Source organism: Variovorax boronicumulans (assembly GCF_009811375.1).
Classification (GTDB): domain Bacteria; phylum Pseudomonadota; class Gammaproteobacteria; order Burkholderiales; family Burkholderiaceae_C; genus Variovorax; species Variovorax boronicumulans.
In genome coordinates this window covers 150556-164323 of the sequence record NZ_BKDH01000006.1, presented here as the reverse complement: position 1 = coordinate 164323, position 13768 = coordinate 150556, and the positions used below count along the sequence as shown (strand labels likewise).

At 69.2% G+C, this 13768-nt stretch carries 13 protein-coding genes; 4 read left to right on the top strand and 9 right to left on the bottom strand.

What is annotated here, in order from left to right; translation table 11 throughout:
- From VHAB30_RS29765 to VHAB30_RS29750, 4 genes are read right to left on the bottom strand one after another with little or no spacing between them, the layout of a single operon-like run.
- Window positions 1-1194: an acyl-CoA dehydrogenase family protein gene (locus VHAB30_RS29765; protein ID WP_139700616.1), complete on the bottom strand. Its 1194-nt coding sequence runs from the start codon at window positions 1192-1194 to the stop codon at window positions 1-3.
- Window positions 1195-1202: 8 nt separating this feature from the next.
- On the bottom strand, window positions 1203-2057 hold the full coding sequence (locus VHAB30_RS29760) for an enoyl-CoA hydratase family protein (protein ID WP_159279592.1): 855 nt from the start codon (window positions 2055-2057) through the stop codon (window positions 1203-1205).
- Window positions 2054-2533, bottom strand: coding sequence for a MarR family winged helix-turn-helix transcriptional regulator (locus VHAB30_RS29755; RefSeq protein WP_056576953.1), 480 nt, complete (start codon window positions 2531-2533; stop codon window positions 2054-2056). The genes VHAB30_RS29760 and VHAB30_RS29755 overlap by 4 nt, the downstream gene beginning before the upstream one ends.
- Before the next feature lies 1 nt (window position 2534).
- Window positions 2535-4919, bottom strand: a complete 2385-nt coding sequence (locus VHAB30_RS29750) for a bifunctional salicylyl-CoA 5-hydroxylase/oxidoreductase (protein ID WP_159279591.1) — start codon at window positions 4917-4919, stop codon at window positions 2535-2537.
- Between the two features lie 119 nt (window positions 4920-5038).
- Here VHAB30_RS29750 and VHAB30_RS29745 point away from each other — a divergent pair, with 119 nt between their 5' ends.
- Window positions 5039-6307 carry a class I SAM-dependent methyltransferase gene (locus VHAB30_RS29745; protein ID WP_159279590.1) on the top strand — a complete coding sequence of 423 codons (1269 nt, stop codon included), beginning with the start codon at window positions 5039-5041 and terminating at the stop codon, window positions 6305-6307.
- Window positions 6308-6324: 17 nt separating this feature from the next.
- Window positions 6325-6654: a DUF1840 domain-containing protein gene (locus tag VHAB30_RS29740; protein ID WP_159279589.1), complete on the top strand. Its 330-nt coding sequence runs from the start codon at window positions 6325-6327 to the stop codon at window positions 6652-6654.
- A gap of 125 nt (window positions 6655-6779) precedes the next feature.
- On the opposite strand, the gene VHAB30_RS29735 is transcribed toward VHAB30_RS29740, so the two are convergent.
- Both VHAB30_RS29735 and VHAB30_RS29730 read right to left on the bottom strand, forming a co-directional pair.
- On the bottom strand, window positions 6780-7817 hold the full coding sequence (locus VHAB30_RS29735; protein WP_159279588.1) for a Bug family tripartite tricarboxylate transporter substrate binding protein: 1038 nt from the start codon (window positions 7815-7817) through the stop codon (window positions 6780-6782).
- A gap of 71 nt (window positions 7818-7888) precedes the next feature.
- Entirely contained in the window at window positions 7889-8818 is a 930-nt protein-coding gene (locus VHAB30_RS29730) for a LysR family transcriptional regulator (protein ID WP_159279587.1), read from the bottom strand.
- Window positions 8819-8941: 123 nt separating this feature from the next.
- On the opposite strand from VHAB30_RS29730, the gene VHAB30_RS29725 reads away from it, so the two are divergent.
- Window positions 8942-9709, top strand: coding sequence for an SDR family oxidoreductase (locus VHAB30_RS29725; protein WP_159279586.1), 768 nt, complete (start codon window positions 8942-8944; stop codon window positions 9707-9709).
- On the opposite strand, the gene VHAB30_RS29720 is transcribed toward VHAB30_RS29725, so the two are convergent.
- From VHAB30_RS29720 to VHAB30_RS29710, 3 genes are read right to left on the bottom strand one after another with little or no spacing between them, the layout of a single operon-like run.
- Window positions 9697-10146: a MarR family winged helix-turn-helix transcriptional regulator gene (locus tag VHAB30_RS29720; protein ID WP_070062984.1), complete on the bottom strand. Its 450-nt coding sequence runs from the start codon at window positions 10144-10146 to the stop codon at window positions 9697-9699. The two genes, VHAB30_RS29725 and VHAB30_RS29720, sit on opposite strands and share 13 nt — an antisense overlap.
- 21 nt (window positions 10147-10167) lie before the next feature.
- Window positions 10168-11130 (bottom strand): alpha-ketoacid dehydrogenase subunit beta, encoded by a 963-nt coding sequence (locus VHAB30_RS29715; protein WP_159279585.1) that lies wholly within the window; start codon window positions 11128-11130, stop codon window positions 10168-10170.
- On the bottom strand, window positions 11121-12143 hold the full coding sequence (locus tag VHAB30_RS29710; protein WP_159279584.1) for a thiamine pyrophosphate-dependent dehydrogenase E1 component subunit alpha: 1023 nt from the start codon (window positions 12141-12143) through the stop codon (window positions 11121-11123). The genes VHAB30_RS29715 and VHAB30_RS29710 overlap by 10 nt, the downstream gene beginning before the upstream one ends.
- Window positions 12144-12624: 481 nt before the next feature.
- On the opposite strand from VHAB30_RS29710, the gene xylF reads away from it, so the two are divergent.
- Entirely contained in the window at window positions 12625-13647 is a 1023-nt protein-coding gene (gene xylF / locus VHAB30_RS29705; RefSeq protein WP_390904083.1) for a D-xylose ABC transporter substrate-binding protein, read from the top strand.
- Window positions 13648-13768: the final 121 nt, after the last annotated feature.

Below are 13768 nucleotides of genomic sequence, written 5' to 3'. Positions count from 1 at the left end.
TCACCCCCGCAAAACGGATTTGCCGATGATCAGTTGCTGGACTTCCGTCGCGCCTTCGTAAATGCGCAGCGAACGGATGTCCCGGTACAGGCTTTCGATCTTGGTGCCGACCTTCACGCCGAGTCCCCCATGCATCTGCAGCGCCATGTCGATCACGCGGCTCGCGTTCTCGGTGGCGCACATCTTGGCCATGGCGGCTGCGGCCGACACGTCGCCGACTGCCGGCGCGCCGCGGCGCTCCGCGTCGTCGCGCATCCAGGCGGCGCGGTAGGTGAGCAGCGCGGCGCTGTCGATCAGCGCGGCCATCTCGCCGAGCTTGGCCTGCGTGAGCTGGAAGTCGGCCAGCGTCTGGCCGAACATGCGGCGGCCCTTGGCGTGCGCGATGGCTTCGGCGAGCGCGCGGCGCCCCATGCCGAGCGCGGCCGCGGCCACCGAGGCGCGGAAGATGTCCAGCGTGCGCATCGCGAGCTTGAAGCCGCCGTTCAGCGTGCCCAGCTGCGCCGTGCGCGGCACGACGCAGTTGTCGAAGCGCAGGGTGGCCAGCGGGTGCGGCGCCATCACGTCGATGTGGGCCGAGGTGTCGAGCCCCGGCGTCGTCGCGTCGACGATGAACACCGTGATGCCGCGCGTGCCGGCCGTCGGGTCGGTCTTGGCGAACACGCAGTAGAAGTCGGCGATGCCGCCGTTGCTGATCCAGGTCTTCTCGCCGTTCAGGCGCCAGCCGTCGGCGGTGGGCTCGGCGCGCATCGCCATCGCTGCGACGTCGGAGCCGGCTTCGGGTTCGCTGAGCGCGAAGGCCGCGATCTTCTTGCCCTGGCCCACGGCCGTCAGGTACTGCGACTGCTGCTCGGGCGTGCCGTCCAGCGTGATCGCGCCGCTGCCCAGGCCCTGCATCGCGAACGCGAAGTCGGCCAGTGGCGAGTGGTAGCCCAGCGTTTCGCGCAGCAGCACGAGCGCGCGCGAGTCGAGGCGCTCGAGCGCGCCGCCAGCACTGCCGGGCACCGCGTAGCGCAGCCAGCCGGCGTCACCGAGGCGGCGCACCCATTCGCGGCAGGCGGCGCGGTCGTCGCGCTCATCGATCTCCTGGGCGGCGCACCAGGGCAGCAGGTCGTTGGCGAGCGCGCGGTGCGCGTCGTCGAAGAACGGCAGCGCGAGGTGCGCGGTCGACGGTGGGGCGGGGATCTTGGTCATCATGATGCGCGTCAGTCTCCGCCGAACACCGGCTTGCGCTTGGCCGCGAAGGCCTCGTAGGCGCGCTTGAAGTCTTCGGTCTGCATGCAGATCGCCTGCGCCTGCGCTTCGGCCTCGATGGCCTGGTCGATGGTCATCGACCACTCTTGCGCGAGCATCGTCTTGGTCATGCCGTGCGCGAAGCTCGGGCCCTCGGCCAGGTCGCGCGCGACCTTGGTGGCGGCGTCGAGCAGCGAGGCGCTGTCGTGCAGTGCGTTGAAGAAGCCCCAGGCCTGGCCTTCGTCGGCGGTCATGGCGCGACCAGTGAACAGCAGCTCCGAGGCGCGGCCCTGGCCGATCACGCGCGGCAGCAGTGCGCAGGCGCCCATGTCGGCGCCCGCCAGACCCACGCGGGTGAAGAGGAAGGCGGTGCGCGTGGCGGGCGTGCCGTAGCGCAGGTCGCAGGCCAGCGCGATCATCGCGCCGGCGCCGGCGCACACGCCGTCGATTGCGCCGATGATCGGCTGCGGGCAGTTGCGGATGGCCTTCACGAGGTCGCCCGTCATGCGCGTGAACTCGAGCAGCTCGGGCATGCGCATGCCGGTCAGCGGGCCGATGATTTCATGCACGTCGCCGCCCGAGCAGAAGTTGCCGCCGGCGCCGGTGACGACGATCACCTTCACGTCGGTTGCGTAGGTCAGCGCGCGGAACAGGTCGCGCAGCTCGGCGTACGAGTCGAAGGTCAGCGGGTTCTTGCGCTCGGGGCGGTTCAGCGTGATGGTGCCGACGCCGGCCTCATAGCGCCAGGCAAAGTGCTCGGCCTTGTAGTCGGCCTTGGGTTCGAATTGCGTGCGCATGGGATTGCTTGCGCCGATGTAGTGCTTCATGCGGTCTCCGCCAATTGGCTGCTGTGGGAATGTTGCTTGACCTTGCCGAGCAGCTTGTGAAGCTGCGCGATCTCCTTGGGGTTGAGGCTCGAGAAAGCCTCGACGATCCAGTCTTCGTGTTGTTGCGCCATCTCGTTGAAGAGCTTGCGTCCGCGCGGCGTGAGGCGCACGCGCCAGGCACGGCGGTCGCCCTCGACGTTGATGCGCTCCACCAGCCCTTCGGTCACGAGCTGGTCGGTGATGCCGGTGACGTTGCCGCCCGTGACCATCATGCGGCGCGAGAGCTCGTTCATCTTCAGGCCATCGGGCGAGCGCTCGAGCTGCGACATGAGATCGAAGCGCGGCAGCGTGGTGGCGAACTGCGCACGCAGCCCGTTGCGCACCTGCTTTTCCACCAGCTGCGTGCAGGTGAGCAGGCGCAGCCACAGGCGCAGCGCCTCGGGGTGCTCGCTGTGGGCGCGTGCTTCGAGGTCCATGTCAGTGCGTCTCTTCGGCGTCGGCCGCGCGGCCCGCGGCAGCGGTGGCCGCGGCGATCTGCTGCTGCTTGGCGATCTCGCGGTACATCTGGTCGCGGCCGCTCAGGTACTGCTTGGGCCAGTCGACGTCGCGGCTTTGCAGCTTGGCCGCTTCGTGCAGCGTCCAGGCCGGGTCGGCCAGATGCGGGCGCGCCACGGCGCACAGGTCGGCGCGGCCGGCCGCGATGATGCTGTTGGCCTGGTCGGCGTCGGTGATGGCGCCCACCGCGATGGTCGAGATGCCGACCTCGTTGCGGATGCGGTCGGCGAACGGCGTCTGGTACATGCGGCCGTACACGGGCTTGGCGGCGCGCGTGGTCTGGCCCGAGGACACGTCGATGAAGTCGGCGCCGGCCTCCTTGAAGAGGCGCGCGACCACCACGGCGTCGGCGTCGGTGTTGCCGCCGGGCGCCCAGTCGTGCGCCGAGATGCGCACGCTCATCGGCTTGTCGGCCGGCCACACGGCGCGCATCGCGCGGAACACTTCGAGCGGGTAGCGGCAGCGCGCTTCGATGTCGCCGCCGTACTCGTCGGTGCGCAGGTTGGTGAGCGGGCTGATGAAGGCCGACAGCAGGTAGCCGTGCGCGCAGTGCAGCTCGAGCCAGTCGAAGCCGCACTCGACCGCGCGGCGCGTGGAATCGACGAATTGGTCGCGCAGCGTGTCCATCTCGGCGCGCGTGATCGCGGCCGGCAGCTGGTTCTGTTCACCGTAGGGCAGGGCGCTCGCGCCGAGCACGGGCCAGTTGCCGCTTTCGAGCGGCTCGTCGGTGCCTTCCCAGCCCACGCGCGTCGAGCCCTTGGGGCCGCTGTGGCCGAGCTGGATCGCGATCTTCGCGCTCGACTGTGTGTGCACGAAGTCGACGATGCGCTTGAACGCGGCCTGCTGCGTGTCGTTGTACAGACCCGTGCAGGCCGGCGTGATGCGGCCTTCGGGCGTCGGGCTCGTCATCTCGACGCACACCATCGCGGCGCCGCCGAGCGCGCGTGCGCCCAGGTGCACCAGCAGGAAATCTTGCGGCACGCCGTCGACCGCGCTGTAGGTCGCCATCGGCGAGACCACGATGCGGTTCTTGAGCTCGAGGCCGCGCACCTTCAGCGGCATCAGCATCGGCGCCACGGCCTTGCCGCCCGCCAGCCACTGCTCGTAGCCGCCGAGCCATTGCGTGTCGCGCACGCGCAGGTTCTCGTGGCTGATGCGCTGCGAGCGCGTGAGCAGCGAGTAGGCGAACTGCTCGATCTCCATGCCCGTGTAGCGCGGCACGTTCTCGAACCATTCGGTGGAGTTGCGCGCGGCGTTCTGGATCTTCAGCACCTCGACGCTGCGACGCGCTTCATAGCCTTCGAGCACATGGTCGACGGTGCCGCCCTGCGCGAATTCGTTGGCCAGGTCGATCGCGTCTTCGAGCGCGAGCTTGGTGCCCGAGCCGATCGAGAAGTGCGCCGTGTGCGCGGCGTCGCCCATGAGCACAACGGGCACCGAGCGGCCTTCGACGTCGATGCGGTGCGTCCAGCGCTCGCACACCACGCGTGGAAAGCGGATCCAGTTGGCCGAGCCGCGCAGGTGTGTGGCGTTGCTGATGAGCGAATGGCCGCCCAGGTACTTGGCGAACAGCTTCTCGCAGAAGGCGATGGCCTCGGGCTGCTCCATCTGGTCCAGGCCGTGGGCCTTCCACACGGCTTCGGGCGTCTCGACGATGAAAGTCGAGGTCTTGTCGTCGAACTGATAGGCATGCGCCTGGAACCAGCCGTGCTCGGTCTGTTCGAAGGCGAAGGTGAAGGCGTCGAAGGTCTGGTGCGTGCCCAGCCACACGAAGCGGCAGTTGCGCAGGTCGATGTCGGGCTTGAACACGTCGGCGTAGCGCTGGCGGATGCGGCTGTTGAGGCCGTCGCTGGCAATGACCAGGTCGGCCTTGTACTGCGCGGCAATGGCCTGGTCGTCCGTGGCGTCGGTTTCGAACACCAGCTCCACGCCGAGTTCGAGGCAGCGTTCCTGCAGGATGTTCAAGAGGCGCTTGCGGCCGATGCCGCAGAAGCCGTGGCCGCCCGAGCGCACCTGGCGGTCCTTGAAGAAGACCTGGATGTCGTCCCAGTGGTGGAACTCGTTGCCGATGAGCGCGGCCGTGGGGCCGTCGGCCGCGCGCAGGTTGCCCAGCGTCTGGTCGCTGAGCACCACGCCCCAGCCGAAGGTGTCGAAGGGGCGGTTGCGTTCGACCACCGTGATCTGCAGCGCCGGGTTGCGGGCCTTCATCAGCAGGGCGAAATACAGGCCGGCTGGACCCCCACCGATGCACAGGATGCGCTGGAGGTCCGAGGCGGGCGCGAGGCGGGGGGAGGTCAAGCTGTTCATGGTTGAATAGTTTAGGCATAAACAATCTGTTGTCAACGAGGGCTTCTCTGCAGAGGCTCCCGGCCCGCGCGGCTGCGCGATGTCATGCAAATCCTTGGAAAAATCAATACCATGGACGCATGCAACACTTGATACCCAAGATCGAGTCGCAGCTGGCCTCGCTGCCCGTGCCCATCGCACTGGAGTTGCCCGACGGGCGCCGGGTCGCCCAGGCGGGTTCACGCGTGACGCTGGCTTTCAAGGAGTGGTCGGTGCTGGCCAAGCTGGCCGGCCGGCAGGTCGGGGCCATCGGCGAGGCCTACGTCGAGGGCAAGGTGCAGATCGAGGGCGCCATGCGCGACCTGATCGACGCCACCGTCGGCCTGTTGCCCGGCAACCCGGCCGAGACCGACACCACCTGGTGGAGCCGCCTGCAGCGCCGCGCCAAGTCGCGCGGCTCGCACTCGCTGCGCAAGGACGCCGCGCAGATCGAGTTCCACTACGACGTCTCCGACGATTTCTACGCGCTGTGGCTGGACCCGCGCCGCGTCTATTCATGCGCCTACTTCCGCACCCCTGAGCTCACGCTGGCGCAGGCGCAGGAGGCCAAGCTCGACCACATCTGCCGCAAGCTCATGCTGCAGCCCGGCGAGCGTTACCTGGACATCGGTTCCGGCTGGGGCGCGCTGCTGCTGTGGGCCGCCGAGCACTACGGCGTGGACGCCACGGGCATCACGCTGTCGAAGAACCAGCATGCGCATGTGCAGCGGCTCATCGAAGAAAAAGGGCTGCAGGGCCGCGTGCGCGTGGAGCTGCGCGACTACCGCGAGCTGCCCGACGACCAGCCCTTCGACAAGATCTCGTCGGTGGGCATGTTCGAGCACGTGGGCGCGGCCAACATGCCGACCTACTTCCACAAGATCCACACGCTGCTCAAGCCGGGCGGGCTGGTGCTCAACCACGGCATCACCTCGGGCGAGCTGAACTACCGCCAGCTCGGCGCGGGCATGGGCGACTTCATCGAGAAATACATCTTCCCCGGCGGCGAGCTGCTGCATGTGACGCACGTGCTGCGCGAGACCGCGGCGGCCGGGCTGGAGATGGTCGACACCGAGAGCCTGCGCCCGCACTACGCGCGCACGCTGTGGGCCTGGTCGGACGCGCTCGAGGCGCAGCTCGATGCCGCGCGCGAAGTGCTGGGCCGCAGCGGCGGGCGCCAGGGCGAGAACGCCGAGCGCATCCTTCGCGCCTACCGCCTGTACCTCGCGGGCTCGGCGATGAGCTTCGAGCAGGGCTGGATCTCGCTGCACCAGATGCTGTCGACCAAGCCCGACGGCAAGGTCGAACAAGGTGCCTTGCGCGGTGCGCAATCGGTGTACCCTTTTGCCCGTGACTACATCTACAAATAAGTGAGGACACCACCACCATGCTCTACCGCTTCAAATCCCGGGCCGCCCCTGATTTCGTGATGCTCGAGGTGCATGCGCGCCAGCTGCTCGACATCGTCGGCAAGCCGGCCGCGCCGCAGGGCATCATCACGGTCGAGCAGATCCCCGGCGCCATCGCCGCCCTCGAAGCCGCACTGGCGCACGAAAGCAGCAAGCCCGCGCCGCACAACCACGACGAACACGTCGTCGAAGGCCACGACGCCGATGCCGAGAAGCAGCATGTCGGGCTGCACCAGCGCGCCGCGCCGCTGCTGCACATGCTCAAGGACTCGCAGGCCGAGAGCAAGGACGTGACCTGGGGAACCTGAGCCCCGACCTCAGCAAGTCACCCTGTCTTTTCGAGGAACACCGCGGAACCGGCTTTGCCGGGCCGCTGGTGTTGCCCCCTGCAAGGGGGTTGGCGTAGCGACACGAAGTGCGCGAAGACTGGGGGTTAGTCCACCTTTGCGCCGGAGTCTTTCACGACCTTCGCCCACTTCACGTGCTCACTCGCAATGAGCTTCGTGAAGTCCGCCGGCGAATTGCCGCTCGGGATCGCGCCCTGGGCCAGCATCTTTTCCTTGATCGCCGGCGTGCCCAGCGACTTGGCCACTTCCTGCTGGATGCGGTTCACGATCTCCGGCGACGTGCCGGCCGGCGCCAGCAGCCCGAACCATGAGCTCGCCTCGTAGCCCTTGAGCGCGGGGCCGCCGGCTTCTTCCACCGTCGGCACGTCGGGCAGTGCGGGCGAGCGCTGCGAGCTGGTCACGGCCAGCGCCGTGAGCTTGCCGCCCTTGATCTGCGCCATCGACGAGGGCAGGTTGTCGAACATCACATCGGCATTGCCGCCCACCATGTCCAGCAATGCCGGGCCCGAGCCCTTGTACGGAATGTGGGCCATGAAGGTGCCCGTCATGCTCTTGAAGAGTTCGCCCGCCAGGTGGATCGAGGTGCCGCTGCCGCTCGATGCCATGTTCAGCTTGCCGGGATTCGCCTTCGCGTACTTGATGAAGTCCTGCACGTTGCGGATGTTCAGCGACTTGGCCTTTTCGGCGTTCATCTCCATCACGTTCGGCACCGCGGCCACCAGGGTGATCGGCGCGAAGTCCTTGATCGGGTCGAAGGGCAGCTTGGGGTACAGCGCGCGGTTGATGCCGTGCGTGCCCACCGTGCCCATCAGCAGCGTGTAGCCGTCGTTGGGCGAGCGCGCGACGATCTCGGCACCCACGTTGCCGCCGGCGCCCGCGCGGTTGTCCACGATGAACTGCTGGCCGAAGGCCTTCGAGAGCTCAGGCGCCACGGCGCGCGCCAGGATGTCGGTGGTGCCGCCGGCTGCGAAGGGCACGACGATGCGCACCGGCTTGGTCGGCCAGGTGGCCTGCGCGTGCGCAGCGCCGCCCAGCAGCGCAAGGGTGGCCGCCGCCGTGGCGACGAGCGCGAAGCGGCGGGTGGAGGAAGTGACGGAAGAAGAAGAGCGGGAGATGGAAGTCATGCGCGCCTTTGTACAGGGGGGCGCCGCAAGCGTCGCGAGTAAAAACCCCGGCCTCTTGGGGCCATCGCCGCTCAGCCCACCTGCATCCGCTGCGCGAACTTCGCCTCGCGAAAGCGCGCCAGCACGAAGTCGACGAACACCCGCGTCTTGGGCGGCAGCAGCTTCTTGCTCGGGTAGTAGATCCACACGGCGCCCGAATCCTGGTACCACCCGGGCAGCAGCCGCACCAGCGCCCCGCTGCGCAGGCCGCGTTCCACGAAGGGCATCGGCAGCATCGCCACGCCGAGCCCCAGCAGCGCCGCCTGCGCGATCGCCTCGGGGTCGTTGAAGATCGCGCGCGGACGCTGCGGCAACTCGACCATGGTTTCCTCGCCGCTCGCATGCCGCAGCGTCCAGGGCCGCAGCCGGCCCGTGGGCGAGGAGCGGCGCAGCAGCACGTCGAAGCGCGCCAGCTCGGACGGGTGCGCGGGCAGCGCACGCCCCGCCAGGTAGGCCGGCGCCGCCACCGCGACCACGTGGATGCGCGCCAGCTCGCGCGCCACCACGCCGGGCGACAGCGCGATGCCGCCGCCGATGGCCGCGTCGAAGCCCTCGCCGACCAGGTCGACCTGCTGGTTGTCGAAATGCCAGTCGGGCACGATGCCCGGGTAGCGCGCCAGGAAGTCGCCCATGAACGGCAGCACGTGCTCGCGCCCGAAGGCCTGGCCCATGCTTACCTTCAGCGTGCCCGAGGGTTGGCCGTCGTCCTGCGCGAGGCTGGCCACCGCGTCCTGCAGCGTGGCCAGCGCGCCGCCGACCTGCGCCAGGAAGCGCTCGCCGGCCTCGGTCAGCGTGAGCCGCCGCGTGCTGCGCTGGAACAGCCGCACGCCCAGCCGCGCCTCGAGCCGCGCCACGTTCTTGCTGACCGCCGCGGGCGTGAGCCCCAGGCGCCGCGCGGCCGCCGAGAAGCTGCCGCCCTCGGCGCTCTGCACGAAGGATTCGAGGTGATTGAGCGGTTCCATGCCGCCATTCTGGCGTTCATCTTCAACTTTGGGTTGAATCTGATCGGGCCGATTGATGGCTACCGCAAAGGGAATGGAATTCCGACACTGAAGGCCTTCCTCCTCCAACTGATCGGAAAAATCATGGCTTCCATCTCTGTGTCTTCTTCCCTCGTCCTGGCCGGCAAGGTCGCCTTCGTCACCGGCGGCTCGCGCGGCATCGGCGCCGCCATCGTGCGCCGGCTGGCCCGCGACGGCGCGGCCGTGGCCTTCACCTACGTCAGCGCGCAGGCCGAGGCCGACAAGCTCGCCGGCGAGATCCAGGCCGCCGGCGGCCGCGCGCTGGCCATCCGTGCCGACGCCGGCGACGCCGCCGCGCTCACTGCCGCCATTGCCCAGGGCGCACGCGCCTTCGAGCGCCTCGACATCCTGGTGAACAACGCCGGCGTGTACCTCGGCGGCGAGCTCGACACCTTCTCGCTCGAAGACTTCGACCGCACCATCGACGTCAACGTGCGCGCCACCTTCGTGGCCGTCCAGGCCGCTGCACGCCACATGGGCGACGGCACGGGCCGCATCGTCAACATCGGCAGCATCAACGCCGAGCGCGTGCTGGACGCGGGCGCCAGCGTCTACGCGATGAGCAAGGCCGCCATCGTCGGCCTCACGCGCGGCCTGGCGCGCGACCTCGGCGCGCGCGGCATCACGGTCAACAACGTGCAGCCCGGCCCGATCGACACCGCCATGAACCCCGCCACCGGCCCGCGCGCCGCCTCGATGCACGACGTGATGGTGCTGCCGCGCCACGGCCGCGCCGAAGAGATCGCCGGCATGGTCGCCTACCTCGTGGGCCCGGACGGCGGCTTCGTCACCGGCGCCAACCTGAGCGTGGACGGCGGCTACACGGTCTGACCGGCAGTGCCTGAGTCGGGCGCGCGCTCCACCGCGCGGATCAGCGTGTCGAGCGTGTCGCTCAGGCGGGCCAGCTCGCTCGCATCGACGCCCGCGAACAGCTCGGCCTCGCGCTGCCGGCCCAGCGCGCCGACGGTGGCGTGCAGCGCCTTGCCGGCGGCCGTGAGGTACAGGCGGCTGCAGCGCTGGTCGGTCGGGTCGCTGCGGCGCTGCACGCGCTGGTGGCGCTTCAGGCCCGCCAGCGCGCGGCTCACGGCCATCTTGTCCAGGCCGGTGAGGTCGGCGACCTGCGTGGCGCTCAGCCCCGGCTGCGCGGCCAGCACGGCCATTGCGCGCCACTCGTTCAGCGTGAGCTGGTGCTCGCGCCCCACGCGCTCATGGAACGGCCGCGCCGTGAGGTTGACGACCCGCACCAGCTTGAAGAAGAGCGGGTCCATGGCCGTTCGTGCTCTTGTGGTTCAGCCGGCCAGCTTCTTCGCCGCCGCCACGATCGCGTCCACGCCGACGCGCGACTGCGCCTCCAGCACCGGCGCGTAGCCGACCGGGATGCGCGGCGCGCCCAGCCGCGCGACGCGGCAGCCCGTGGCCTCGGCCGCGCTCGCGGCGATCTCGGCGCCGAAGCCCGCGGCCTGCACCGCCTCGTGCACCACCAGCAGCCGCCCCGTGCGCGCGCACGACGACAGCACCGTCTCGCGGTCCCAGGGCCACAGCGTGCGCAGGTCGATCAGGTCGACCGCGATGCCCTCGGCCGCCAGCGCGTCGCAGGCCGCGGCGCAAGGCTGCATCTGCTTGCTCCAGCTCACGAGCGTGAGCGCGTTGCCCTCGCGCACGCGCGCCGCCTGGCCCAGCGGCACGGCCAGCGTGTCGTCCACCTCGCCGCGCAGGCCCCACAGCGTCTTGTGCTCGATGTAGACCACCGGGTCGCCGCACTGCAGCGCTGCGCGCAGCAGGCCGTGGTTGTCCTGCGGTGTCGACGGGCTCACCACCACCACGCCCGGCAGGTGCGCGAACCAGGCTTCGAGCGACTGCGAATGCTGCGCTGCCGACGCGTCCCAGATGCCGCCCGGCATGCGCGCCACCAGCGGCACGCGACCCTGGCCGCCGAACATGAAGCGGTTCTTGGCGGCCTGGTTCACCAGCTCGTCCATGCCGCACAGCGCGAAGTCGACCACGCGCATCTCGACCACGGGGCGCAGCCCCGCGAGCGCCATGCCCACGCCGGCGCCCATGATCGCGGCCTCGCTGATCGGCGTGTCGATCACGCGCTCGGCGCCGTACTGCTGCTGCAGCCCCTTGTACTGGCCGAAGATGCCGCCGCGGCCCACGTCCTCGCCGAGCACGACCACGCGCGGGTCGGCGTCCATCTCCTGCTGCAGCGCGCGCACGGCGGCTTCGGAATAGCTCAGTGTCGTCAGAGCCATTGGCCTGCTCCCGTGGTCTGCACGTCGGTGAAGGCGGCGCCGGCTTCGGGCCAGGGCGCCGCGTCGGCCACGGCGAGGGCCGTGTCCACCTCGTCGCGCGCGGCGTTCTCGATGGCGTCCAGCGTTGCGGCGGCCACGCCGGTGTCCAGCAGGTGGCCGCGGGCGCGCGCGATCGGGTCGGTCTCCAGCGCGGCGGCCAGCTCGGCCGGATCGCGGTAGGCCGCGAGGTCGACCGACACATGGCCCTTCACGCGGTAGGTGAGCGCGTGCAGCAGGCGCGGCCCCGCGCCGCTGCGCACCTCGGCCACCAGACGCGCGGCGGCGGCATGCACCGCGAACACGTCGTTGCCGTCGACCTGCGTGGCCGCGATGTCCATCGACGCGGCGCGCGCCGAGGCGCCGTCGCCGGCCGTCATCGGGCCGCTTGCGGTCGTGGCGCTCCAGCGGTTGTCCTCGCAGACGAAGAGCACGGGCAGGTCGTACACGCGGGCCCAGTTCAGCGCTTCGAGGAACGGGCCGCGGTTGATCGCGCCGTCGCCGAAGAAGCAGACCGTGATGTCGTCGCCGTGCTTCAAGAGTTTTTGCGCATGCGCCGCGCCGACCGCGATCGGCAAGCCCGCCGCGACCACGCCGTTGGCGCCCAGCATGCCCACCGAGAAATCCGCGATGTGCATCGAGCCGCCCTTGCCGCCGTTGAAGCCCGTGGCCTTGCCGAACAGCTCGCACATCATCCGCGTGAGGTCCGCGCCCTTGGCCAGCGTGTGGCCGTGGCCGCGGTGCGTGGAGGTGAGGTAGTCGCTCGCGCGCAGGTGGGCGCACACGCCCGCCGGCACCGCTTCCTGCCCGGTCGACAGGTGCAGCGGCCCGCGCACCTTGGCGGCGCCGCCCGCCTGCTGGCCGTAGGCGCTGACCCCGCCTTGGCTGGCGGTTTCGGCGGCGTTCTCGAAGGCGCGGATGCGCACCATGACGCGGTACAGCGCCTCGCCGGCGCCTGAGGGGTTGCTCGGGTCCATCTTGTCTCCAACGCCCTGGGGATCGGCGCTTTGAGAAAAATCGTATCAACCGAGACGGATTCGACCTACCGGGCTAACCCTTCGACCCCTTGCCCGGCCTCTTTTTCGGGCGCGGGCTTCCTGCTCTCTTCTCTATTTATTCTTCTTATTTAAGTTAGTAGTAGTAGATAAGGGTAAACCCGCCCTGTGGACAGGGCGCTTTTTCCCTTGCCTGACAACAACTTGTCACACCCCGGACACTGTGTGCTCCTGTGCTTTCGCGGTGCTATCAAAACAGGAACAACTTGGGCGGGGTCGCTACCGCTGTGGATAACAGGGGGCTTGTCCGGAAACTGTCCCCAGAGTTTTCCATTTGTATCTGGAGCGGCCGTCGCCGTCCGGGAATTCCCGGGTGCCCGGAACTCCCCGCCGATGGGATAGTTAGTTCGTCACTCAAACTAACTACCCCGGCACACCGTTCTGAGGAGAGACACCGATGCAACTGACAACGAAACACACCCTGGCCGCCCTGGCGTTCGGTCTCACGGCCGTGGGCGCGATGGCGCAGACCGTGGTCGGCGTGAGCTGGTCCAACTTCCAGGAAGAACGCTGGAAGACCGACGAGGCCGCGATCAAGGCGCAGCTGGAAAAACTCGGTGCGAAGTACATCAGTGCCGACGCGGGCGGCTCGCCCGAGAAGCAGCTGGGCGACATCGAGGGGCTGATGTCCAAGGGCGCGAAGGCGCTCATCGTGCTGGCGATGGACAAGGACGCGATCCTGCCCGCCGTCACCAAGGCCACGCGGCAGAAGGTGCCGGTGGTGGCGTACGACCGGCTGATCGAGGCGCCGGGCGTGTTCTACATCACCTTCGACAACGTCGAGGTCGGGCGCATGGAGGCGCGCGAGGTGCTCAAGGTCAAGCCCAAGGGCAACTACGTGATCATCAAGGGCTCGCCGAGCGACCCGAACGCCGACTTCCTGCGCGCCGGCCAGCAGGAAGTGCTCGACGCCTCTATCAAGAAGGGCGACATCAAGATCGTCGGCGACGAGTACACCGAAGGCTGGAAGCCCGAGGTGGCGCAGAAGAACATGGAGCAGATCCTCACCAAGAACGGCAACAAGGTCGACGCGGTGGTGGCGGCCAACGACGGTACCGCCGGCGGTGCGGTGGCAGCGCTCACGGCCAAGGGCCTGCGCGGCATTCCGGTGTCGGGCCAGGACGCCGACTTCGCCGCGCTGAACCGCGTGGCGCTGGGCACGCAGACCGCGACCATCTGGAAGGACTCGCGCGAGCTCGGCCGCGAAGCCGCCACGGCGGCGGTCTCGCTGGCGGCCGGCAAGCCGGTCGACAAGGCCGCGCCCTGGGCCGGCGGCGCCAAGAAGCTCTCGCTGTCCTCGCGCCTGCTGACGCCGGTGCCGATCACGCGCGACAACCTCGACGTGATCGTCAAGGCCGGCTGGATCAAGAAGGACGAGCTGTGCAAGGGCGTCTCGGGCGCGAACGCGCCCGCGGCCTGCAAGTAACGCAGCAACCACCGGCGCGTTCAGCTTCTCGCTGAACGCGCTCTCCATCTCTTCGCAACATGGCTTCCGGCCGACCCGCAAGGGCCTGCCGGCGGGACGGTTGCGCACCTGTAGTCCGTCC

What these genes read in the sequence shown, in the direction of transcription:
- VHAB30_RS29735 (WP_159279588.1), bottom strand. Translation starts at nt 7,817, where the DNA reads ATGACTTCCATCTCCCGCTCTTCTTCTTCCGTCACTTCCTCCACCCGC.
- VHAB30_RS29710 (WP_159279584.1), bottom strand. Translation starts at nt 12,143, where the DNA reads ATGGACCCGAGCAACCCCTCAGGCGCCGGCGAGGCGCTGTACCGCGTC.
- VHAB30_RS29760 (WP_159279592.1), bottom strand. Translation starts at nt 2,057, where the DNA reads ATGAAGCACTACATCGGCGCAAGCAATCCCATGCGCACGCAATTCGAA.
- VHAB30_RS29765 (WP_139700616.1), bottom strand. Translation starts at nt 1,194, where the DNA reads ATGATGACCAAGATCCCCGCCCCACCGTCGACCGCGCACCTCGCGCTG.
- VHAB30_RS29730 (WP_159279587.1), bottom strand. Translation starts at nt 8,818, where the DNA reads ATGGAACCGCTCAATCACCTCGAATCCTTCGTGCAGAGCGCCGAGGGC.
- VHAB30_RS29720 (WP_070062984.1), bottom strand. Translation starts at nt 10,146, where the DNA reads ATGGACCCGCTCTTCTTCAAGCTGGTGCGGGTCGTCAACCTCACGGCG.
- VHAB30_RS29740 (WP_159279589.1), top strand. Translation starts at nt 6,325, where the DNA reads ATGCTCTACCGCTTCAAATCCCGGGCCGCCCCTGATTTCGTGATGCTC.
- VHAB30_RS29725 (WP_159279586.1), top strand. Translation starts at nt 8,942, where the DNA reads ATGGCTTCCATCTCTGTGTCTTCTTCCCTCGTCCTGGCCGGCAAGGTC.
- VHAB30_RS29755 (WP_056576953.1), bottom strand. Translation starts at nt 2,533, where the DNA reads ATGGACCTCGAAGCACGCGCCCACAGCGAGCACCCCGAGGCGCTGCGC.
- VHAB30_RS29745 (WP_159279590.1), top strand. Translation starts at nt 5,039, where the DNA reads ATGCAACACTTGATACCCAAGATCGAGTCGCAGCTGGCCTCGCTGCCC.
- VHAB30_RS29715 (WP_159279585.1), bottom strand. Translation starts at nt 11,130, where the DNA reads ATGGCTCTGACGACACTGAGCTATTCCGAAGCCGCCGTGCGCGCGCTG.
- VHAB30_RS29750 (WP_159279591.1), bottom strand. Translation starts at nt 4,919, where the DNA reads ATGAACAGCTTGACCTCCCCCCGCCTCGCGCCCGCCTCGGACCTCCAG.